Source organism: Pseudomonas sp. PB106 (assembly GCF_009764645.1).
Classification (GTDB): domain Bacteria; phylum Pseudomonadota; class Gammaproteobacteria; order Pseudomonadales; family Pseudomonadaceae; genus Aquipseudomonas.
Genome location: NZ_RWIM01000116.1, coordinates 1 through 21,010, shown reverse-complemented (window position 1 = coordinate 21,010; position 21,010 = coordinate 1). Strand labels below are relative to the sequence as shown.

The window sequence follows — 21,010 nt, the reverse complement described above, 5'->3', positions numbered from 1 at the left end:
GTTTTTCTCCAGATGTCTGGTCGTCTCAGATCCAGGAATGGCGAGCCGGTAAAGTGCCGTTGAGGCGATAGGCGCCGACCGCGTGATATTTCCAGCGCACCGGGTCGTGCAACGTGTGCACCCGGGCGTTGCGCCAGTGGCGGTCGAGATTGAATTCGGCGAGGGTCGCGCGGCTGCCGGCCAGTTCGAAAAGCTTCTCGCTGGCGAGCAGCGAGATTTCGGTGGTCAACACTTTCGCCTCAGCCACGGCAATCGAGGCGCGGGCGGCAGATTCGGCGGTGAGCGGCGCGGCGTGCACCTGATCAAGGACTTTGCCGGCCTTGCGCAGCAGCGCTTCGGCGGCGTGCAGTTCGATTTTCAGTTTGCCGATGTCGGCGATCACGTAAAGGTCATCGCTGGCCCGTTCGACCTTGGCGTCGATCCATGGCCGCGCGCGGGTTTTGACGAACTCGATGGCGTCGTCGATGGCACCACGGGCGATGCCGGCATCAATGGCGGCTTGAATCAACTGCGACACCGCGCCTTGGGTATTCGGGACTTCGTTGATCTTCCAGTTGTCGACGACCAGGCTCGATTCGACGCGCACGTTGTTCAGCAGGATCGTGCCGCTGGCGGTGGTGCGCTGACCGAAGCCCGACCAGTCATCGACGATGCGCAAACCCGGCGTGCCGCGACGGACGAAGGCCAGCACTTGCTTACCGTCATCGTTGAGCGCCTTCACCGCGACCCAATGCGCAAACAGCGCGCCGGTGGAATAGAACTTCTGGCCGTTGATCACGTAATCGTCGCCGTCGGCGGTGATCCGTGCTTTCAATTCCAGGGTGTTTTTAGTGCCGCGCTCCGGACCGGCATTGCCGATGCGCCAGCCTTCCAGAACACTCTGGAACAGCTGCTTTTTCTGCGCCTCGGTGGCACTGCCGAGCACCAGATTGATGATGCCGAACTGGTTCTGCGGAATCTGTCCCAACGCCGGGTCGGCGGCGGAAATGATCGCGAACACCTCGGCCAATGTGACGAACGAAACCTGCGGGCCACCGTATTCGCGCGGGATGGCGATGCTGCCCAGACCGCTACGGGTGAACTGCTCGATTTCCGACCACGGCAATTTGCGCTGACGGTCGCGTTTGGCAGCCTGCACGCGGGCGACTTGCGCCAGATCATGGGCGGCCTTGATGGCTTGGGCGTCGTTGCGCAAGACCTGCGCGGGCAACAACAACGGGGCGATGTCCAGATCAGACTGGACGCTTGCATCGGCCAGACTGGACATCAGTGCCGCTCCTTGGCTGCACGCAATGCCCTGGCGATCTGCACTGGGGTGATTGTGTTCCGGACCATGCTACCTACCTCACATCTTATGAAAGACGCCGCAAAAGTGCGGCGAACGAAAGAATGTCCGGTGGTCCGGTTCATATACCCTAAGCGTGTATAAATATTAAATAAACTAACTTTTAGGAATATGCATAGAAGGGCTGATGGTCGGTTTGGTTAACTGATTTTTCCGTGGAAGGGGAACTTCAGTGGCGAGAGTCGGCACCCCTCACCACCACGGTCGAATCAAGGCTTACGCGATTCGGCGGCTTTGAGTACAGGTTTCAGCGGTACTTTGAGGTAAGGATTCACGCAGCCGATCTTCAACGTTCGCGGCGGCGCCCAGCGCGAGTTATTGCCGACCCGGTCGATGACGCAATACGTCACGTCGAGGCGCAGATCCTCGCCACCTTCGACAATCACTGCGGGCGGCACCCAGACCTGAATCGGCAGGCCGACATCCGCTGCCGTGATCCGCGCCAGGTCCATGCGCACATCGCCCCAGCGCAAAGTGATTTCATCGTCCTCGGCCATATTCAGGTACGGCTCGATGGTCAGCGGGACGCCACGCTTGATCTGGTTGGGATTAACGCCCTGACGGCGAATGGTGTCGGGCAGCGTGACGGGTGCCAGTTGCTGGTTTTCGTCCCCGCACAGCGCGGAAGGCTGGCCACCGGGGCAATCGAGTTTCACCTGCACCCGCGCCGCCGCCGACAGCGCGGGACCCTGGCCGACCTGCATCACCCGATAGTGAACGCGCGCTGAGCCGCTGATCACGAAACTCTCCGGCACCCGCAGGCTGACTGGCGCGTCGACATCTTCAGCGGTCAGTACATGGGAGGCGACGTAGCAGTTGTTCCAGAACAGCTCGATCAGGTCGCCGGCGTCCATGCCGAGATAGGGCTGCACGTCAACCAACAGGTTCTCGGCCGCTGTCAGGTTGATGCCGTTTTTGTGTGCGAGCGCCAGAGTCGGCGCTGCCAGTTCGAGGGTATGCGAAGTGCGGGTCATCGATTTCTCTCCTTGAAGCGTAGCAACGAAGTCCGTTTCTGAACAAACCAAAAGGCGTGAATTAACAGGCAATACAACAGGCTGATTTTGTTGCCACAAAATGTGGGGTGAATGAACTAATTTGAAGCGCTTGGCGACTAGATAAGAGGGTGCGGGAAGGGGAGTCAAGGGACGGAGTTAGTTAATCCATGAATTACGGATTAATCAGAAGCTTCCTACATTGCTCGGGGCTTCTGCCTAGGCTGGAAGGCGAATAGGGCTACAGTTTTAAGGTGTTTTTGCCGTCTTCAAGACACTTGTTTTTCAACTCTGCTCTAGAGTTCTAGGCGAATTTATAGCGCGTTGTAACTGTTGCAGAACATATATGGTGGCGAACTTGATATGTTTGATGGGCGGGTATTGCAGAGGAAGTGTTCAACAGGGAGAAGTGCAACTTCCATCCGTGGAAGTTGAAGGTTTTACGTTGAAAGTTCTCAGGCGTGATTCAGAAACTTGCTGAGAAATTGTTTGGTGCGTTCTTCTTTCGGATTGGCAAACAATGCTTTGGCTTCACCTTGTTCGACGATTACGCCCTTGTCGAAAAACACCACACGGTTGGCCACGTCGCGGGCAAACCCCATTTCGTGGGTGACGATAACCATGGTGCGTTTTTCTTCGGCGAGGCCGCGAATGGTCGCCAGCACTTCACCCACCAGTTCCGGGTCGAGGGCCGAGGTCGGCTCGTCGAAGAGAATCACTTCCGGCTCCATCGCCAGCGCCCGGGCAATCGCCACACGCTGCTGCTGACCGCCGGACAGACGACGCGGATAGGCGTCCTCCTTGCCCGCCAGACCGACCTTGGCCATGAGTTTTTTGCCCAAGGCGATGGCGGCTTCGCGCGGCATCTTCTTGACCACAATCGGGCCTTCGATGACGTTTTCCAGCGCGGTGCGATGGGGGAACAGGTTGAAGTTCTGGAACACGAAGCCCACGTGCTGGCGCAGGTTGCGCACCAACGCTTGCTGCTGATTCAACGGGCGGCTGGTATCGATCTCGATATCGCCGACCTTGATCCGGCCGCTGGTGGGTTGCTCAAGGAAATTCAGACAGCGCAGGAACGTCGTTTTCCCCGAGCCGCTGGGGCCGATGATCGCGACGACTTCGCCTTCCTTGACCTCGAGGTCGATGCCGTTGAGCACGACCTGACTCTTGAATTGCTTGGTCAGTTTTTCCACGACAATCATCGTCAGGACTCCTGGTCGTGCCGATTGACCCGCTCTTCCAACTTGTTCTGGAAGTGCGAAAGCACCGTGGCCAGAATCCAGTAGATCAGCGCGGCGGCAAGATACATGGTGAAGACTTCGAAAGTCCGGGCGGTAATCAATTGCGCCTGACGGAACAGCTCCGGCACCTGAATGGTGGCGGCCAGTGCCGTGTCCTTGACCAGTGAAATGAAGCTGTTGCCCAGCGGCGGCAACGCCGTGCGCATTGCTTGCGGCAGGATGGCCCGGCGCAGGGTTTGCGCGCGGGTCATGCCGATGCTCGCAGCGGCTTCCCATTGACCACGCTCGATCGAACCGATCGCGGCGCGGAGGATTTCACAGGCGTACGCGGCCATGTTCAGCGAGAAGCCGATCAGTGCCGCCGGCAACGGATCCAGTTCGAGACCCAATTGCGGCAGGCCGTAATAGATCACGAACAGTTGCACCAGCAACGGCGTGCCGCGAAAGAACGACACGTAGATGCGCGCCAGCCAGCTCACCGATTTGAAGCGCGACAGCCGCATCAGTGCCAGGCCGAAGCCCAGCAGCAGACCGAAGAACATCCCGCCGAGGCTGAGGACTACTGTGTAATACGCGCCCTTCAGCAGAAAAGGCGCGGAGTCCAGTGCGAGTTGGAAAGCTTCTTCCATTATTTCGTGACGTCAGCGTTGAAGTACTTCTCGGACAGCTTCTTCAGGGTGCCGTCGGCACGCAGCTCGTCGAGGGCCTTGTTCACGGCCGCCAGCAGTTCAGGTTCGCCCTTGCGCAGGGCAACACCGGCTTCCTGACGGGAGAAGGCTTCACCGGCAGCGACGGTTTTCGGCGCTTTCTTGGCGTATTCCAGTGCGGCCAGACGGTCGATCAGAATCGCGTCGGTGCGACCGTTGTTGAGGTCGGCGAATTTGGTCGGATCATCATCGTAGGTGCGTACGTCAGCGCCCGGCACGTTGGCGCGGACCCATTGTTCGTAGTTGGTGCCCAGGCCCACACCGACTTTCTTGCCGGACAGGTCATTGGCGGTCTTGATGTTCAGCGCCGCTTCTTTGCTCTTCAGCACCAGCGCCTGGATACCGGAAACGGTGTACGGCTCGGAGAAGTCATACTTCTTCTTGCGCTCTTCGGAGATGGTCACTTGATTGACCACGACGTCCAGACGCTTGGATTCCAGCGCCGCGAGGATGCCGTCCCATTTGGTTGGCTGAACCTTGGCTTTGACGCCGAGTTTTTGTGCCAGTGCTTCCGACAGCTCGACTTCGAAGCCGGACAGTTTGCCGTCGGCGTCGACAAAGCTGAACGGTGGGTAAGTGCCTTCCAGGCCGACGTTGATAACGCCCTTGTCCTTGATCTGTTGCAGCTGCTCACCGGCCACTGCCTGGCCGATCAGACCGGCGCTCAGCGCCAAGCCCAGCGAACCCACCAGCAGATTGCGACGTAGTGCGGAAAAATTCATGACGAGCCCCTGTGTTTTCTTATGGAAGACGCTAAAGGAAAGTTGGCGAATGGGTGATTCGTGCGCCTGCGTTATCGTGCCCTAAAGCAGCTTATGCGTCTTGCGCGAAATTCGCCTGCGGCGAGACTATAAGATGTCTGCGTTAGACTTGAAAATACTTAATATTCAAAATGTTATTCTTTATTGGAATATGCAGCGCTTGTGGAAAAAGATCGCAGCCTGCGGCAGCTCCTACAGGTAATCCCGTGTAGGAGCTGCCGCAGGCGGCGATCTTTTGATCTTGCTCTTACAAAAAATCCCTATAGGCAAACAACGCCGGCGCGCCACCGGTGTGCAGGAAGATGATCGGCCCTTCATCAAAACGCTGACGGCCAATCCCATCGAGCAATCCCGCCATCGCCTTGCCGGTATAAACCGGATCCAGCAACACCGCTTCCTGACTGGCCAGCAACTTCACCGCCGCCAACGTTCCGGCATTCGGCTCGCCATAGCGCGGGCCGAAATATTCGTCCCACAACTCGACCTTGAAAGTCGCCGGCAGTTCGACGCCGAGCAGCTCCGCCGTACGTTCGGCCAGCCCCTGCACTTTCGGCCGCTGATCTTCTTCACTGCGCGAAACCGTCACGCCGATCACCGGTAATTGCGGCAACACTTCGCTCAGCGCCAAGGCCAGCCCGCTGTGGGTCCCGGCGCTGCCTGAGGCTAAAACCACCGCCGCGAAATCGATACCGGTGTCCTTGATCTGCTCGGCCAGTTCCAGACCGGCGCGCACATAACCCAGCGCGCCAAGGGCATTCGAGCCGCCGATCGGCACCAGATAGGGCTTCTTGCCATTGCTGCGCAGACGCATCGCGAGGGCGGCCAGTTGTTCGTCGGCATTGTCGAGGTTGTCGACCAGTTCGACCTTGGTGTCGAACAGATCCAGCAGCAGACGATTGCCGTTGCCGGTGTAATTGCTGTCATCGGTGCCCAGCGGATTTTCCAGCAACGCCACACACCCCAGGCCGAGCTTGGCGGCGAGGGCGGCGGTCTGGCGAACGTGGTTCGATTGCAGCGCGCCGGCAGTGATCAGCGTGTCGGCACCTTGCGCGAGGGCATCGGCGGCGAGGTATTCGAGTTTGCGCAACTTGTTGCCGCCCATGGCCAGCGGCGTCAGGTCATCGCGTTTGATGTACACCTCGCGGCCGAGCCAGGTGGACAGGCGTTCGAGTTTTTCCAGCGGCGTCGGATGGCCGAGCAGGTCGAGGCGGTTAAAGCGTTCCAGCTGATTGTTGATCATGGTTCCGTACTGGCGGAGAAAGATGAAAGGACTATAGGCACGCGCTTTTACAGGGGCAACCGTGAATCGCTTATAGCCAAATCGACTGAGGCCAGCACTATCGGTTCTTAATTCGCCCTCGCGACCTTGCCGTAAAGTAGGCGCCGTTGACGCGGCCAGACAGTCCGGCCGCCCGTGAGGAGTCTTTACCGTGAGCGAGCGTTCCAGCCATTGGCAATTGCAGACCATCGTCAGTCAACTGCGCAGCGCGCGGGATCAATGGCGAGCACAGAACGGCCGGGCGTCCGGCGAGCAGGGTGGTCGCGAGTTGCCGTCGCGGGCGGCGATGGCGGAGATTCTTGAGGCGCTGTGCGGCGCGTTGTTCCCGATGCGTTTGGGCCCGGTGGACCTGCGCGAAGAGAGTGAAGATTTCTACGTCGGCCACACCCTCGATGTCGCCCTGAATGCCTTGTTGGCGCAGACCCGCCTGGAGCTGCGTTACGTCGCCCGCCACAGCGCGCAGGCTGACAACGAAGTCGAGGCCCGCGCCATTCAGATCGTGCAGGATTTCGCTCTGGCCTTGCCGGGCCTGCGCACGCTGCTCGACACCGATGTGCTGGCGGCGTACCACGGTGATCCGGCGGCGCGCAGTGTCGATGAAGTGCTGCTGTGCTACCCGGGGATTCTGGCGGTGATTCACCATCGCCTGGCTCACCATTTGTATCGTGCGGGGTTGCCATTGCTGGCGCGGATCAGCGCGGAAATCGCCCATTCGGCGACCGGTATTGATATCCACCCGGGGGCGCAGATCGGCCGCAGTTTCTTTATCGACCACGGCACGGGTGTGGTGATCGGCGAGACGGCGATCATTGGCGAGCGGGTGCGGATTTATCAAGCGGTGACTTTGGGCGCCAAGCGTTTCCCGGCGGATGAAGATGGCCAGTTGCAGAAGGGCCACCCACGTCATCCGATTGTTGAGGATGATGTGGTGATTTACGCCGGGGCGACGATTCTGGGGCGGATTACGATCGGCAAAGGCTCGACGATTGGCGGCAACGTGTGGCTGACGCGCAGCGTGCCGGCGGGGTGCAATCTGACCCAGGCGAATCTGCAGCATGATGACGGCACGCAGAAGTAGGCCAAGCAGCACACCCCATGTAGGAGCTGCCGAAGGCTGCGATCTTTTGATCTTCAAAAACCACATCAAAAGATCGCAGCCTTCGGCAGCTCCTACAGGTTTGTGCATGAGTCCTGTTGCTGTTGAACGAATCCCCTCAAACCCACGTCATACCCCTCCTTGAGCTAGCGTAGGAAAACTACCGCCTGGCCGTACGATTAGTCCTAACCACCCCATCCATGTTTAACTTGAACGTTCATTCAAGTTAAACCGGTGGTTCGCTGCCCGCTCACAACAGGAGGCTTGCCTTTGCTGAGTCCGATCATTTCAGCCATGTTTCAACCCCTCGAGGTGCACGTTTCATGAGTGCATCGTCTACCCCCGCCAGCGGTCTGGTGCGCATGAATCCGCCGGTGTTCTACTTCGCCGCGACGGTCATTCTGCTGTTTGGTCTCGTTGTCATCGCCATGCCTGAACAGGCCGGCGCCTGGCTGCTGGAAGCGCAAAACTGGGCGGCCAATACGGTCGGCTGGTACTACATGCTCGCGATGACCCTGTATCTGGTCTTCGTGGTGGTCACCGCCTTATCCGGCTACGGCAAGATAAAACTCGGTGCCGACCACGACGAACCCGAATTCAGTTACCTGTCCTGGGCCGGCATGCTATTCGCCGCCGGGATCAGCATCACGCTGTTCTTCTTCTGCGTCTCTGAACCGCTGACCCACATGATTCAGCCGCCGCAAGGCGAGGCCGGCACCGCGGATGCAGCGCGTCAGGCGATGCAGATTCTGTTTCTGCATTGGGGCCTGCATGGCTGGGGCGTATTCGCCTTCGTCGGCATGGCGCTGGCCTATTTCGCTTACCGCCACAACCTGCCGCTGGCCCTGCGTTCGGCGCTGTATCCGCTGATCGGCAAACGCATCAACGGCCCGATCGGTTACGCGGTCGACGGCTTCGGCATCATTGCCACGGTGTTCGGTCTGGGTGCCGACATGGGCTTTGGCGTGCTGCACCTCAACTCAGGTCTCGATTACCTGTTCGGCATCGCGCACACCCAGTGGATTCAGGTCGGCCTGATCACGCTGATGATGGGCGCCGCGATCATCGTCGCCGTCTCCGGCGTCGATAAAGGCGTGCGGGTGATGTCCGACATCAACATGCTGCTGGCCTGTGCGCTGCTGCTGTTTGTGTTGTTCGCCGGGCCGACTCAGCACCTGCTCAACACCTTGATCCAGAACATCGGCGACTACCTCGGCGCCCTGCCGATGAAGAGTTTCGACCTCTACGCCTACGACAAACCGAGCGACTGGCTCGGCGGCTGGACAGTGTTCTACTGGGCCTGGTGGATTGCATGGTCGCCGTTCGTGGGCCTGTTCATCGCACGGATTTCCCGTGGTCGCACCATCCGTGAATTCGTTTTCGGCGTGCTGCTGATTCCGCTCGGCTTCACTCTGGCGTGGATGTCGATCTTCGGCAACAGCGCGCTGGATCAAGTGCTCAATCACGGCATGACTGCGCTGGGCATGTCGGCCATCGACAACCCGTCGATGAGCATCTACCTGCTGCTGGAAACCTATCCATGGAGCAAAACCGTCATCGCGGTGACGGTGTTTATCAGCTTCGTGTTCTTCGTCACGTCTGCCGACTCCGGCACGGTGGTGCTCTCGACGCTGTCGGCGAAGGGCGGCAACCCGGACGAAGACGGGCCGAAGTGGCTGCGGGTGTTTTGGGGTGCGATGACTGCGCTGATCACCAGTGCGCTGTTGTTCTCCGGCAGCATCGATGCACTGAAGTCAGCGGTGGTACTGACCTCGTTGCCGTTCTCGCTGATTCTGTTGCTGATGATGTGGGGCCTGCACAAGGCGTTCTATCTGGAGTCGCAGAAGCAGATCGCGCAACTGCATTCGCTGGCGCCGGTGTCCGGTTCGCGACGCGGCACGGGCGGCTGGCGACAGCGCTTGAGTCAGGCTGTGCACTTCCCGTCGCGGGACGAGGTGTACCGTTTCATGGACACCACGGTGCGCCCGGCGATTGAAGAAGTGACGGCGGTGTTTGTCGAAAAAGGTCTGAATGTGGTGACGCAACCGGACCCGACCCACGACAACATCAGCCTGGAAATCGGCCACGGCGAGCAGCATCCGTTCATCTACCAAGTGCAGATGCGCGGCTACTTCACACCGTCGTTCGCGCGTGGCGGGATGGGCTCGAAGCAGCTCAACAACCGCCGCTATTACCGCGCTGAAGTGCATTTGAGCGAGGGCAGTCAGGACTACGATCTGGTCGGCTATACCAAAGAGCAGATCATCAACGACATCCTCGATCAGTACGAACGCCACATGCAGTTCCTGCATCTGGTGCGTTGATCGGTGGCTGGGCGCCGGGTCTTTTCAGGACTCGGCGCTCAGCACCATGAACAACACCATCGCCGCCAGCGGCACGCCGAACACCGCACTGCCAATCGCTATTTCCGAACCCACGGATTGGCCGGCATGCACCACCCCCACCGCCCCGTTAATCACCGTCAATGCCAGCCACAGGGCGGCGAAGCTGTAGGCCATGGTCTGCCGGCTGAAGCCGATGCGCTCGCCGATGTAGAGCATGAGGGCGAGCAGAACCAGGCCGAAGAAAATGATGATGGCGGTGTGCATTGTGGTGCCTGCGGGAGGTGCGGTGCCTGATCGGCCGCCATCGCGGGCAAGCCCGCTCCCACAGGTTTCGGGGGTTGGACACAAAGTTTGTGAACGACGCAAAACCCTGTGGGAGCGGGCTTGCCCGCGAAGGGGCCACCTCGGTGTCCTTTAGAGCATAGCCAATCCGGCGTCCGCCACTCCACTCCAGGCTTTTTTGTGGAACACATTTTGCGACTGTTACAAAGAGTTCGGGCGGCGGAATGTTTTGCTTGCTTGCCCGCGACTGCCGTTGATCTATCCCATGACCGAGCGTTTGTTCAATGAGGTAGTATTTATCGAAGTGTGTATTGTGTGTATTAGAACCGCCTGCATTCTTTAGAGTAAGTAGCTCTAGCTTTCGAACAGGGCGAACGAAATGCGCAGTCGGGAAATGATCAGGATGATCGAAGACGATGGTTGGTATCTGGTGGCGGTGAAAGGCAGCCACCACCAATACAAGCATCCGCACAAGCTAGGAAGGGTCACGATCAAGCACCCTGATTCGGATCTGCCCAAGGGCACGATCAACAGCATCTTGAAACAGGCGGGCTTGAAATGAGGCCCGTTATTGGAAACGAAGGCCGTTTTATGGGCCTATCAGAGGAAGGACTCACTCATATGAAATTCCCGGTCGTTCTGCACAAGGATGCCGACTCAGACTACGGAGTGATCATCCCCGATGTCCCGGGTTGTTTCTCCGCAGGTATTACCGTCGCTGAGGCGTTTGAAAACACTCAAGAAGCATTGGCGCTTCACTATGAGGGTTTGGTCGCCGACAGCGCGCCTTTGCCTCAGGTGAGGGACATCGACGCGCATCTCGATAACCCGGATTACGCCGGAGGGATCTGGGGCGTGGTCGATTTTGATATCACGCCATATTTTGGCAAGTCAGTGCGTTTTAACGCCACGCTCCCTGAGCAGTTGCTTGAGCGTATTGACCAGACAGTCCGCCGTGACCAACGCTATCGCTCCCGTTCCGGCTTCCTCGCGGCGGCTGCCTTGCGCGAACTTTCGATGTAAAGATGACCCTGTAGAAGCTGCTGCAGGCTGCGATCTTTTGACTGGTTTTTAAAGATCAAAAGATCGCAGCCTGCGGCAGCTCCTACTGAAATGTCCGTTTCAGGTGCTTTCGCGTTCGATGATTTGGCACTGCAACAGATTCAATCGTTGCACCTCGTCGCTCGGCAATACCCCAAGGCTTTCCAGAACGCGTGTTGCGGCGAGTACGCCAATCTCCTGCGCTGGTGGTTTGATCGTGCTCAGGCTGGGTAGAAGCATCTCGGCAAACGGGTAATCTCCGAAGCCTAGAACGGCGCAGTCTTCGGGGATTTTCAGGCCGGCGCGTTGGCCGGCGAGGAGGCCGCCGGCAGCGAGGTTGTCGTTGGCGAAGATGATCGCGTCGGGGCGCGGGGAGGTGTTCATCAAGGCGTCCATCGCCTGTTTACCGGCCTCGAATGGCGCGCGTTCAGCGTCGGGGGCGAACACCCACGGCTCCAGTCCGGATTTACGCACCGTCGCGGCATAACCGTCGCGGCGCTCCAGGGCGCTGAAGTCCCCCGGCGCACTGTTCTGCACAAACGCGATACGTCGATAGCCTTTTTCCAGCAGATACTTCGCCGCCGTCACGCCCACGTCGAAATGCGAAAAACCGATCTGCATCGGCTCGCGATCCGGCTGGTAATCCCAGGTTTCGATCACCGGAACATCGGCCTCGGCAATCATCTTTTCCGTGGTCGCACTGTGAAAGTGACTGGTCAGCACCAGCGCCGCCGGCGACCAGCCGAGAAACGCGCGCACGGCGTTTTCTTCCTGCTCGGTGCTGAAGTAACTCGACGCCAGCAACAGCTGATAACCGTGACGGCTGAGGGTGTCGCTGAAGCCTTGAATGGTGTTGGCGAAGATCGGCCCGGAGATGTTCGGAATGACCATGCCGACGATTTTCCCCCGCGCCGAGGCGAGCCCACCGGCCACCAGATTCGGCACGTAACCCAGTTCGGCCACGACCGCGGCAATCCGCTCGCGGCGCTCGGGCGAAACCTGCTCGGGCTGATTGAAATAGCGCGACACGGTGATCGCCGAAACCCCGGCCTCGCGCGCCACCGCATTAAGGGTCACACGTCCGGCACCTCGGCGTTTGCGGGGCCTGTCTTCGCTCATGGTTCGATCCTTCTTAAAAACCAAATCGCATATAAAAGTAATTTTTCAGTATTGGACGGTCTATATACGGATGGCCAATATTGGCGATGTTAGCGCTAACAAAGCGCGTTGTCTGCTACTCGCTCGAGCGAATGCCCAAGACACCGATTCAGGCGCTGTCGTCGCAGAACGGCAGCGGATCAGGGCCAATTTCGAGCGGGCAGAACATGCACAACATTCCTGGGGCGACACACAAACTGGCGCATTCGATTCGCGCCGCTGGCTGGTTATTCACCGGGTTGACGGCGCTGCCGTTGCCCAACGCATTCGCTGCCGAAAGCGCGGATCAAGAGCCGACACTGAAATCCGTGACCGTCACCGCCACCCGCCGCGAAGAGTCGCTGCAAAAAGTGCCGGTCGCGGTCTCGGTGATCGACGGCGAACAGCTTGAACGGGATAACCGCAACGGTGTGGCGAGCATCGTTCAGCAGGTGCCGTCGCTGAATTTCCGCACCGGCGCATCGAACAAGGACACCTCGTTGTTCGTGCGCGGCGTCGGCACTATTTCCACCTCTCCGGGCGTCGAGCCGACCGTGGCGACGGTGATTGATGGCGTGGTGTATGCGCGGCCGGGACAGGCGACCCTGGATCTGCTGGATCTAGAGCGCGTCGAGGTTTTACGCGGTCCGCAGGGCACGCTGTTCGGCAAGAACGCCTCTGCTGGCGTGCTCAACATCACCAGCAAGGCACCGACCGCCGAGACCCACGGCTACATCGATCAGTCGTACTACCGCGGCAACGAAAGCCGTACCCGATTCGGCCTCGGTGGCAGCCTGATTCCGGACACGTTGAAAGGCTCGATCAGCACGCTGTTCGGCACCTACGACGGCAACGTCGACAACGAACATAACGGTCAGGAGGTCAACGGTTACAACCATCGCGGCGTGCGCGGCAAACTCGAATTCACCCCGAATGACGACGTCACCTTCACCCTGATCGCCGACTACATGCAGTCCCACGACGACGGCCCCAACGGCGTGGTCAGCAAATCGCTGACCCCGGCCTTCGCCAATGCGCTGAGCCCGGCATATGCCTCCAGCCATAACCGCGACATCAACACCGACACCCGCTCTCACGTTGAAGATACCAACAAAGGCCTGTCCGGCCAGCTCGACTGGCAACTGGGCGATTACACCCTGACGTCGATTACTGCATGGCGCGGCTGGGACAACACCCAATATCAGGATGGCGATCGTCTCGGCACGGTGACCGCAGCGTTTCCCGGCACGGCTGACAAAGGCGATTTGGCCTTCGATCAATACTCACAAGAGCTGCGTCTGGCCTCACCGAAAGGCGAGTTCCTCGAATACGTCGGCGGCCTGTTCTACATGCACGGTAAGGACGACGAGACCTATCAGCGCACCCTGACAACGACCACGCGCACCGATCGTGGCGTCGCCGATTACAGCACCACCAGCGACAGTTACGCGGTGTTCGGTGAGGCCACGCTGAACTTCACGTCTGACTTTCGCGGCATCGCCGGCCTGCGCTACACCCATGATGATCTCGAATACGATCATCGTCGCGTCTCGACTTCGGCCACGACGGTCAGCGGCATCCAACCGGCGACCAGCAGTTCCGGCTCTGTCGACGAAGATGGCTGGTCCGGTCGTCTCGGTGTGCAGTACGACTTGAGCGATGCCGTCACCACTTACCTGACCTACTCGCGCGGCTACAAAGGCCCGGCCTACAACGTGTTCTTCAACATGCAGCCGCGCGACACCGAAGCGCTCAAACCCGAGACGTCGAACACCTGGGAGGCGGGGATCAAAGCTACGTCCTGGAACAATCGCCTGACCACCAACCTCGCGGTGTTCCACAGCGAATACGACAACTATCAGGCGAATTTTTTCGATACCGTCGCCGGCCAGGTTGTGACGCGTTTGATCAACGCCGGCAGCGTCAGCACCGAGGGCGTCGAACTCGATTACGCCCTGCAAGCGACCCAGCAATTGAAGTTCTCCGGCGCTCTGGCCTACACCCGCGCACGCATCGACGAATTCGCCTGCCCGGCGGGCGCGGCGGCGTCGTGCAACGTCAACGGCAAACCGCTGCCGTTCAGCCCGGACTGGAAAAGCTACGTGCGTGCCGACTACACGATCCCGCTGGATAACGGTCTGGATATCGAACTCGGCACCGACTACAGCTGGCAGAGCGAAGTGCAATACGACATCAGCCAGAACGTCGACACCAAACAAGGTGCCTACGGCATCTGGAACGCCAGTATCGCCTTGGCCGATTACAGCAACGGCTGGCGCGTCGCGTTGCTCGGCAAGAACCTCACGGACAAATCCTATTCACCCGTGCTCGCCAGCGGAGGCAACTACATCTACCGCGCTGTGCCACGGGATGACGAGCGCTACTTCGGCGTGCAACTGCGCAAGGACTTCTGAGATGAGCAAACAGTTGAAACTCGGCGCGTTCCTCATGGCCACCGGGCACCATGTGGCGGCGTGGCGTCACCCGGATGTGCCGGCCAATGCCGGTCTGGATTTCACTCATTACAAACGGCTGGCGCAAATTGCCGAAGCGGCGAAGTTCGATGCGTTGTTTGTTGCCGACAGCATCGCCGCGCCCACCCAGGACATCGCCAGCCGCATGGCGCGCTCCGATCACTTCGAACCGCTGACCTTGCTCTCGGCGCTCAGTGCCGTGACCGAGCACATCGGTCTGATCGCCACGGCCACCACCAGTTACAACGAGCCTTACCACGTGGCGCGCAAATTTGCTTCGCTCGATCACCTTTCGGGCGGGCGAGCGGGGTGGAATTTGGTGACCTCGGACAACGCTGCCGAAGCGCTGAATTTCGGCCGCGACGAGCACATCGGCCACGCCGAACGCTACAGCCGTGCGCGTGAGTTTCATCAGGTGGTGACCGGGCTTTGGGACAGTTGGGAGGACGACGCTTTTGTGCGCGACAAAGCGAGCGGGGCGTATTACGACCCGGCGAAGTTGCATGTGCTGGATCATGTCGGCGAGCACTTCCGGGTCAAAGGTCCGCTGAACGTTGCGCGTTCGCCGCAGGGGCAACCGGTGATCGTGCAGGCCGGTTCTTCTGAGACCGGACGCGAATTGGCGGCGCAGACCGCTGAGGTGGTGTTCACCGCGCAGACCTCTCTGGCCAACGCTCAGGCGTTTTACGCCGACCTCAAAGAACGCCTGCCCAAGTACGGTCGTAGCGCCGATTCGCTGAAAATCATGCCGGGTGTTTTTGTTGTGGTTGGCGACACCGAAGCCGAAGCGCAGGAGAAATATGAAACGTTTCAGCAATTAGTCGAACCCGAGGTTGGCGTGGCGTTACTTGGGCGTATGCTGGGCAACTTCGATTTATCGAAGTACCCGCTGGATGGCCCGTTGCCCGAGTTGCCGCTGACGGAAAGCGGTCAGCAGAGCCGGCAGAAATTGCTCACTGAGCTGGCGGGTCGGGAGAACCTGACGCTTGCCGAACTCGGTCGCAAAATTGCTGGCGGACGTGGGCATTACAGCCTGGTCGGTACGCCCGAGCAGATTGCCGATCGCTTGCAGGAATGGTTCGAACAGGGCGCGGCAGATGGCTTCAACGTGCTGGTGCCGCACCTGCCGGGCGGCCTCGAAGACTTCGCCAATGGCGTGGTCCCGGAACTGCAACGGCGTGGGTTGTTCAGAACGGAATATGAGGGCCGGACGTTGCGCGCGAACCTTGGCCTGGCACGACCCGGCAATCGATTTGTGTAACGCCCTTCGCGAGCAAGCTCGCTCCCACAGGAGACTGCATTCCAATGTGGGAGCGAGCTTGCTCGCGAAGCAGTCGACACCCATTTCAAGACAGACAAGAGAGGATTCGATGACTTACACCGCTGCCGAAAACCGCTATGACTCCATCCCTTACCGCCGCGTCGGGCGCAGCGGTCTGGTACTGCCGGCGCTGTCGCTGGGCTTGTGGCACAACTTTGGCGACAGCACGCCGATCGACACCCAGCGCGCTTTGCTGCGCACCGCGTTCGACCTGGGCATCAACCACTTCGACCTGGCCAACAACTACGGCCCGCCGTACGGCAGCGCCGAGACCAATTTCGGCCGTCTGCTGCGCGAAGATTTCAAGCAATACCGCGACGAACTGATCATCTCCAGCAAGGCCGGTTGGGACATGTGGCCCGGCCCTTACGGTCAGGGCGGCGGCTCGCGCAAATACGTGCTGGCCAGCCTAGACCAGAGCCTGCAACGCCTGGGTCTGGACTATGTGGATATCTTCTATTCGCACCGCTTCGACCCGGACACCCCGCTGGAAGAAACCGCCAGCGCCCTCGCCACTGCCGTGCAACATGGCAAGGCGTTGTACATCGGCATCTCGTCGTATTCGGGGGTGAAAACCCGCGAAATGGCCGCGCTGCTGAAAGAGTGGAAAGTGCCGCTGCTGATTCATCAGCCGGCCTACAACCTGCTCAATCGCTGGGTGGAAAAAGATCTGCTCGATACCACCGATGAACTTGGCACCGGCGTGATCGCTTTCACGCCGCTGGCGCAAGGACTGCTCACCGACAAATACCTCAACGGCGTGCCGGCGGATGCGCGGGTCAATCGTCCGGGCGGTAGTTCGTTGCAGGCTTCGCACTTGTCCGAGGCCAACATTGCCCACGTGCGCGCGTTGAACGAGATCGCCAAGCGTCGCGGTCAGAGCCTGGCGCAACTGGCGCTGGCGTGGACGCTGCGCGATCCGCGAGTGACTTCGGCACTGATCGGTGCGAGCCGGCCGGAGCAGATTATCGAGAACGTCGGGGCTTTGAAGAACTTGAGTTTTAGCGCTGAAGAGCTGGCGGAGATTGACCGGTTTGCCCAGGAGGGCGGGATCAATCTGTGGGAGAAGCCTTCGACGGCGGAGTGAAAGACTGATCGTTCCCACGCTCCGCGTGGGAACGCATCCACGGACGCTCCGCGTTCGGCTTTAGATGGGACGCAAAGCGTCCCGGGCGGCATTCCCACGCAGAGCATGGGAACGATCAAGGTAGGAGCTGCCGCAGCCTGCGATCTTTTGATCTTAAAAAAACGGCACATCCCCCAGCACCGTCGCCCGCTGCATCATCCGCCGCGCCGGGCGGTAATCGTCCACCGCGTAATGCTGCGTCACGCGGTTGTCCCAGAACGCAATGTCGTCCTGCTGCCAACGCCAGCGAATGGTGAATTCCGGCCGCGTTGCGTGGGCGAACAGAAACTTCAGAATCGCCTCACTCTCGGTTTCCGACAGCTCATTGATCTTCGACGTGAAGCCTTCATTGACGAACAACGAGCGTCGCCCGCTGACCGGATGGGTACGAATCACCGGGTGTGACAGCGGTGGATTCTTGCGCCGTGCTTCTTCCCACTGCGCCAATGCTTCTGGCGTGTTGCCGTAGCGTTCCAGCGGAAACGAGCGGGTGAAATCGTGAGTCGCGGTCAGCCCTTCTAGCAAGCTTTTCATCGGTGCCGACAGCGCTTCATACGCGGCAATCCCGCTGGCCCACAAGGTGTCGCCGCCAAACTCCGGCAGCAACTTGGCGCTGAGCACTGCGCCCATCGCTGGCGTTGGAAGGAAGGTCACGTCGGTGTGCCAGATCGCGTTGTCGCGCACGTCGGTGACGGCGGTGTCGAGGATCAAGATTTCCGGTTGTTCCGGCACGTTCGGGTAGATCGGGTGGATGTGCAGGTCACCGAAGTAGGCGGCGAAACGCGCCTGTTGCGGCGGCTCGATGGGCTGGTTGCGGAAGAACAGTACTTGATATTTGAGCAGTGCCCGCTCGATGGCGTCGCGGTGGTCCACGCGCAATGGCTGGCTGATGTCGACGCCGCTGATCTGCGCGCCGAGGGCTGAGCTTAATGGGGTGATGTTCAGGCTGCTCATGGTCTTTCTCTTCAATTGCGGATAACCGCCTCCCTGTAGGAGCTGCCGCAGGCAGCTCCTACAGGGAGGGATTCAAAAAGATGTTTTAGTGGGCCTGGCCGTGCCACGGCACCAGTTTGCGCTGCAGGGCGCGCAGGCCCATTTCCATGGCGAAGGCGATCAGGGCGATGACCAGAATCCCCAAGACCACCACATCGGTGACCAGGAACTGCGCGGCCGACTGCACCATGAAACCCAAACCACTGGTGGCCGCGATCAGCTCAGCAGCGACCAAGGTCGACCAACCAACGCCAAGACCAATGCGCACGCCAGTCAGAATGTCCGGCAACGCGCTCGGCAAAATCACATGGCGAATAAGCTGCAGACGCGTCGCACCCAGCGACTGCGCCGCCCGCAGTTTCGCCGGATCAACCGTGCGCACACCGGTCGCGGTGGCGATGGCAATCGGCGCGAAAATCGCCAGATAAATCAGCAGCACTTTCGACAACTCGCCGATGCCGCACCAGATCACGATCAGCGGCAGATAGGCCAGCGGCGGAATTGGGCGGTAGAACTCGATCAGCGGATCGAGCACACCACGGGCGATGCGGTTGGCGCCGATGGCAATGCCCACCGGCACAGCGGTCAAAATCGCAAAACCGAGGCCCAGACCGATGCGGCTCAGACTTGCGCCAAGGTGCTGCCACAACGTCGAATCCATGTAACCGGTAGTCGCCAGTAACCAGCCCTTCTGCAGCACGGCGGACGGTGGCGGCAGGAACAGCGGCTCGATCAGTCCAGTGGCCGTCACCGCCCACCAGATCGCCAACAAGGCAAACAGCGTCAGCAAGCTGATCCAGCGTGTGCTGAGGCTGCGGCGTACCGGAATCGCTACCGAAGCGCTGACGGGTTTTACCGCCGCCGAGGAAACGTCGTAACTGCTCATGCGCGCTCCTGCCGTTGCCCGGCGCTGCGTTGCGAGAACACTTTGCTCAGCACGTGTTCGCGGGTTTCGATAAAACGCGGATCGGATTTGATCGCACGGGCGGACTCGCCAGCGGCATAACGCTGGCCGAAATCCAGGTGCAGGCGTTCAACGATTTGCCCCGGATTCGGCGCGAGCAGAATCAGGTCAGTGGCGAGGAACACCGCTTCTTCAATGTCGTGGGTAATCAGGAAAACCGGCTTGGCGGTGCGCTGCCAGACTTGCAGCAACAGCTCCTGCATCTGTTCGCGAGTGAACGCGTCGAGGGCGCCGAAGGGTTCGTCCATCAGCAATACGCGCGGGTCAGCGGCGAGGGCGCGGGCGAGGCCGACTCGCTGCTTCTGGCCACCGGAGAGTTGCCAGATGCGGCGGCTTTCGAAACCGGAGAGATCAACCAGCGCGAGCATTTCGCGGGCGATCTTTTCGCGTTGGTCTTTGCCGACGCCGGCCAATTCCAGACCGAATGCGACGTTGGCCAACACGTCCTGCCAAGGCAGCAACGCATCGTCCTGGAACACCACGCCACGTTCGGCGCTCGGCCCTTTGACCGGTACGCCGTCGAGGGTGATGCGCCCGGCGCTCGGTTCGACGAAACCGGCAATCAGGTTCAACAGCGAAGTCTTGCCACTGCCGGACGGGCCGAGGGCGACCAGCAATTGCTGAGGCCCCAGGGTCAGAGAAATATCCGCCAGCACCGGTTCCGGGCTGCCCGGGTACTGTGCGCTGATGCGCTCCAGCTGTAGCAAGGCCATCGCAGTTAACTCCCGATCAGTTGGTGATGAATTTGGCGCTGACGTACGGCGCGTAGTCCGGCAGAACGGCTTCGACCTTGCCTTGCTCCTTGAGGAACGCGGCGGTGTCGGTGATGGCTTTGGTGGTCGGCGCGCCGAGGGTAACGACCTGATCCGCCGCCAGCGGGTAGACGTTGCCTTGCAGCAGCAGCGGAATGTCGCTGGCCTTGGCGCCGGAGAGTTTCACCAGTTTGTCGACGTTGGATTGATCGGCGAGCCAGGCTTTCGGGTCTTTGCGGTAGTCGGCGTAGGCGTCGAGGGTGACTTTGGCGAACGCGGTAACGATTTCCGGGTGCTTCTCGGCGAAGTCTTTGCGCACGATCCACGCATCGAAGGTCGGCGCGCCGAACTTGGCCAGCTCGCCGGAGGTGATCAGCACTTTGCCGTTTTCCTTGGCCACGCCAAGGGCCGGATCCCAAACGTAAGTGGCGTCGATGTCACCGCGTTTCCACGCGGCGATGATCGCTGGCGGCGCGAGGTTGAGCACGGTGACTTTCGATGGATCGATGTTCCAGTGTTTCAGCGCGGCGAGCAGGCTGTAGTGACCGGTCGATACGAACGGCACGGCGATTTTCTTGCCGATCAGATCCTGTGGGGTCTTGATGCCGGAACCGTCGCGCGCCACCAGTGCTTCGGCGGCACCGATCTGGGTGGCGATGAGGAAGGTTTCGACCGGGACTTTGCGAGTGATCGCAGCGGTCAGCGGGCTCGAACCGAGGTAGCCGATCTGCACGTCGCCGGAAGCGATGGCGGCAATGATGTCGGCGCCGTTGTCGAACTTGCGCCAGGCGATATCGGCTTTGGTGGCTTTTTCGTAAGCGCCGTCGGCCTGGGCGACTTTCGCCGGGTCAACAGTGGTTTGGTAGGCGACGGTGAGGTCGGCGGCCTGAGCCAGAAAGCTTGCAGCAGCCAGAGAGGCCACAGCGAGCAGGCGAAGCGGGAAATTCAGTTTCATTGAACAGCTCCATATCAGGCGACCGAGCGTCGGCGTGAAAGGAGACTAAATGATCTAAGAATCGGTAAATAAATAACTTTTTCGAATGAGCTTATGAGCGGAAAAATCTAAAGGCTGGGTGAGATCAATCTAAGCAAAGCAAAAGATCGCAGCCTTCGGCAGCTCCTACAGGAAATCTCATTCCCATGTAGGAGCT

The 21,010-nt window shown here is 59.9% G+C and carries 19 protein-coding genes; 7 read left to right on the top strand and 12 right to left on the bottom strand.

Annotation, left to right across the window (positions count from 1 at the left end):
• Window positions 1-25 precede the first annotated feature (25 nt).
• The 6 genes from EJA71_RS15375 to EJA71_RS15350 all read right to left on the bottom strand — a co-directional run bounded on the left by EJA71_RS15375 (window position 26) and on the right by EJA71_RS15350 (window position 6,289).
• Window positions 26-1,267, bottom strand: coding sequence for an SfnB family sulfur acquisition oxidoreductase (locus tag EJA71_RS15375; RefSeq protein ID WP_158958205.1), 1,242 nt, complete (start codon window positions 1,265-1,267; stop codon window positions 26-28).
• A 287-nt stretch (window positions 1,268-1,554) separates the two neighbouring features.
• Window positions 1,555-2,319 carry a hypothetical protein gene (locus tag EJA71_RS15370; protein WP_158958203.1) on the bottom strand — a complete coding sequence of 255 codons (765 nt, stop codon included), beginning with the start codon at window positions 2,317-2,319 and terminating at the stop codon, window positions 1,555-1,557.
• Between the two features lie 473 nt (window positions 2,320-2,792).
• Window positions 2,793-3,542, bottom strand: a complete 750-nt coding sequence (gene tcyN / locus EJA71_RS15365; protein WP_158958201.1) for an L-cystine ABC transporter ATP-binding protein TcyN — start codon at window positions 3,540-3,542, stop codon at window positions 2,793-2,795.
• 2 nt (window positions 3,543-3,544) lie between these two features.
• The gene (gene tcyL / locus EJA71_RS15360) at window positions 3,545-4,210 is read right to left on the bottom strand and encodes a cystine ABC transporter permease (RefSeq protein ID WP_007918741.1); all 666 of its coding nucleotides are present in this window, start codon (window positions 4,208-4,210) and stop codon (window positions 3,545-3,547) included.
• Complete coding sequence (tcyJ, locus tag EJA71_RS15355; protein ID WP_158958199.1) at window positions 4,210-5,010, bottom strand: cystine ABC transporter substrate-binding protein; 801 nt, start codon at window positions 5,008-5,010, stop codon at window positions 4,210-4,212. The genes tcyL and tcyJ overlap by 1 nt, the downstream gene beginning before the upstream one ends.
• A 286-nt stretch (window positions 5,011-5,296) precedes the next feature.
• A complete protein-coding gene (locus EJA71_RS15350; RefSeq protein ID WP_158958197.1) occupies window positions 5,297-6,289 on the bottom strand; it encodes a D-cysteine desulfhydrase in 993 nt (330 codons plus the stop codon).
• Window positions 6,290-6,479: 190 nt separating this feature from the next.
• Here EJA71_RS15350 and epsC point away from each other — a divergent pair, with 190 nt between their 5' ends.
• Window positions 6,480-7,406 carry a serine O-acetyltransferase EpsC gene (gene epsC / locus EJA71_RS15345; protein ID WP_122594046.1) on the top strand — a complete coding sequence of 309 codons (927 nt, stop codon included), beginning with the start codon at window positions 6,480-6,482 and terminating at the stop codon, window positions 7,404-7,406.
• A 380-nt stretch (window positions 7,407-7,786) separates the two neighbouring features.
• Window positions 7,787-9,748 (top strand): choline transporter BetT, encoded by a 1,962-nt coding sequence (gene betT, locus EJA71_RS15340; RefSeq protein WP_178113704.1) that lies wholly within the window; start codon window positions 7,787-7,789, stop codon window positions 9,746-9,748.
• 24 nt (window positions 9,749-9,772) lie between these two features.
• On the opposite strand, the gene EJA71_RS15335 is transcribed toward betT, so the two are convergent.
• On the bottom strand, window positions 9,773-10,033 hold the full coding sequence (locus tag EJA71_RS15335; protein ID WP_158958193.1) for a hypothetical protein: 261 nt from the start codon (window positions 10,031-10,033) through the stop codon (window positions 9,773-9,775).
• A gap of 397 nt (window positions 10,034-10,430) precedes the next feature.
• Here EJA71_RS15335 and EJA71_RS15330 point away from each other — a divergent pair, with 397 nt between their 5' ends.
• Window positions 10,431-10,613: a type II toxin-antitoxin system HicA family toxin gene (locus tag EJA71_RS15330; RefSeq protein ID WP_158958191.1), complete on the top strand. Its 183-nt coding sequence runs from the start codon at window positions 10,431-10,433 to the stop codon at window positions 10,611-10,613.
• A complete protein-coding gene (locus EJA71_RS15325; protein ID WP_371925686.1) occupies window positions 10,610-11,074 on the top strand; it encodes a type II toxin-antitoxin system HicB family antitoxin in 465 nt (154 codons plus the stop codon). The genes EJA71_RS15330 and EJA71_RS15325 overlap by 4 nt, the downstream gene beginning before the upstream one ends.
• A 99-nt stretch (window positions 11,075-11,173) precedes the next feature.
• On the opposite strand, the gene EJA71_RS15320 is transcribed toward EJA71_RS15325, so the two are convergent.
• Window positions 11,174-12,211, bottom strand: a complete 1,038-nt coding sequence (locus EJA71_RS15320) for a LacI family DNA-binding transcriptional regulator (protein WP_158958187.1) — start codon at window positions 12,209-12,211, stop codon at window positions 11,174-11,176.
• Window positions 12,212-12,417: 206 nt separating this feature from the next.
• Between EJA71_RS15320 and EJA71_RS15315 the strand changes: the two genes are divergently transcribed.
• The 3 genes from EJA71_RS15315 (at window position 12,418) to mgrA (ending at window position 17,111) form a co-directional block, all read left to right on the top strand.
• The gene (locus EJA71_RS15315; RefSeq protein WP_158958217.1) at window positions 12,418-14,643 is read left to right on the top strand and encodes a TonB-dependent receptor; all 2,226 of its coding nucleotides are present in this window, start codon (window positions 12,418-12,420) and stop codon (window positions 14,641-14,643) included.
• A 1-nt stretch (window position 14,644) separates the two neighbouring features.
• Complete coding sequence (locus tag EJA71_RS15310) at window positions 14,645-15,964, top strand: LLM class flavin-dependent oxidoreductase (RefSeq protein ID WP_158958185.1); 1,320 nt, start codon at window positions 14,645-14,647, stop codon at window positions 15,962-15,964.
• A 109-nt stretch (window positions 15,965-16,073) separates the two neighbouring features.
• Window positions 16,074-17,111, top strand: coding sequence for an L-glyceraldehyde 3-phosphate reductase (gene mgrA, locus EJA71_RS15305; protein ID WP_158958183.1), 1,038 nt, complete (start codon window positions 16,074-16,076; stop codon window positions 17,109-17,111).
• 153 nt (window positions 17,112-17,264) lie between these two features.
• On the opposite strand, the gene tauD is transcribed toward mgrA, so the two are convergent.
• The 4 genes from tauD to tauA form a co-directional block, all read right to left on the bottom strand.
• On the bottom strand, window positions 17,265-18,104 hold the full coding sequence (tauD, locus tag EJA71_RS15300; protein WP_158958181.1) for a taurine dioxygenase: 840 nt from the start codon (window positions 18,102-18,104) through the stop codon (window positions 17,265-17,267).
• An 85-nt stretch (window positions 18,105-18,189) separates the two neighbouring features.
• Window positions 18,190-19,029, bottom strand: a complete 840-nt coding sequence (tauC, locus tag EJA71_RS15295; RefSeq protein ID WP_158958179.1) for a taurine ABC transporter permease TauC — start codon at window positions 19,027-19,029, stop codon at window positions 18,190-18,192.
• Entirely contained in the window at window positions 19,026-19,820 is a 795-nt protein-coding gene (tauB, locus tag EJA71_RS15290) for a taurine ABC transporter ATP-binding subunit (protein WP_158958177.1), read from the bottom strand. Before tauB ends, tauC begins: the two co-directional genes overlap by 4 nt.
• Window positions 19,821-19,836: 16 nt before the next feature.
• On the bottom strand, window positions 19,837-20,814 hold the full coding sequence (tauA, locus tag EJA71_RS15285) for a taurine ABC transporter substrate-binding protein (protein WP_122594035.1): 978 nt from the start codon (window positions 20,812-20,814) through the stop codon (window positions 19,837-19,839).
• Window positions 20,815-21,010 lie beyond the last annotated feature (196 nt).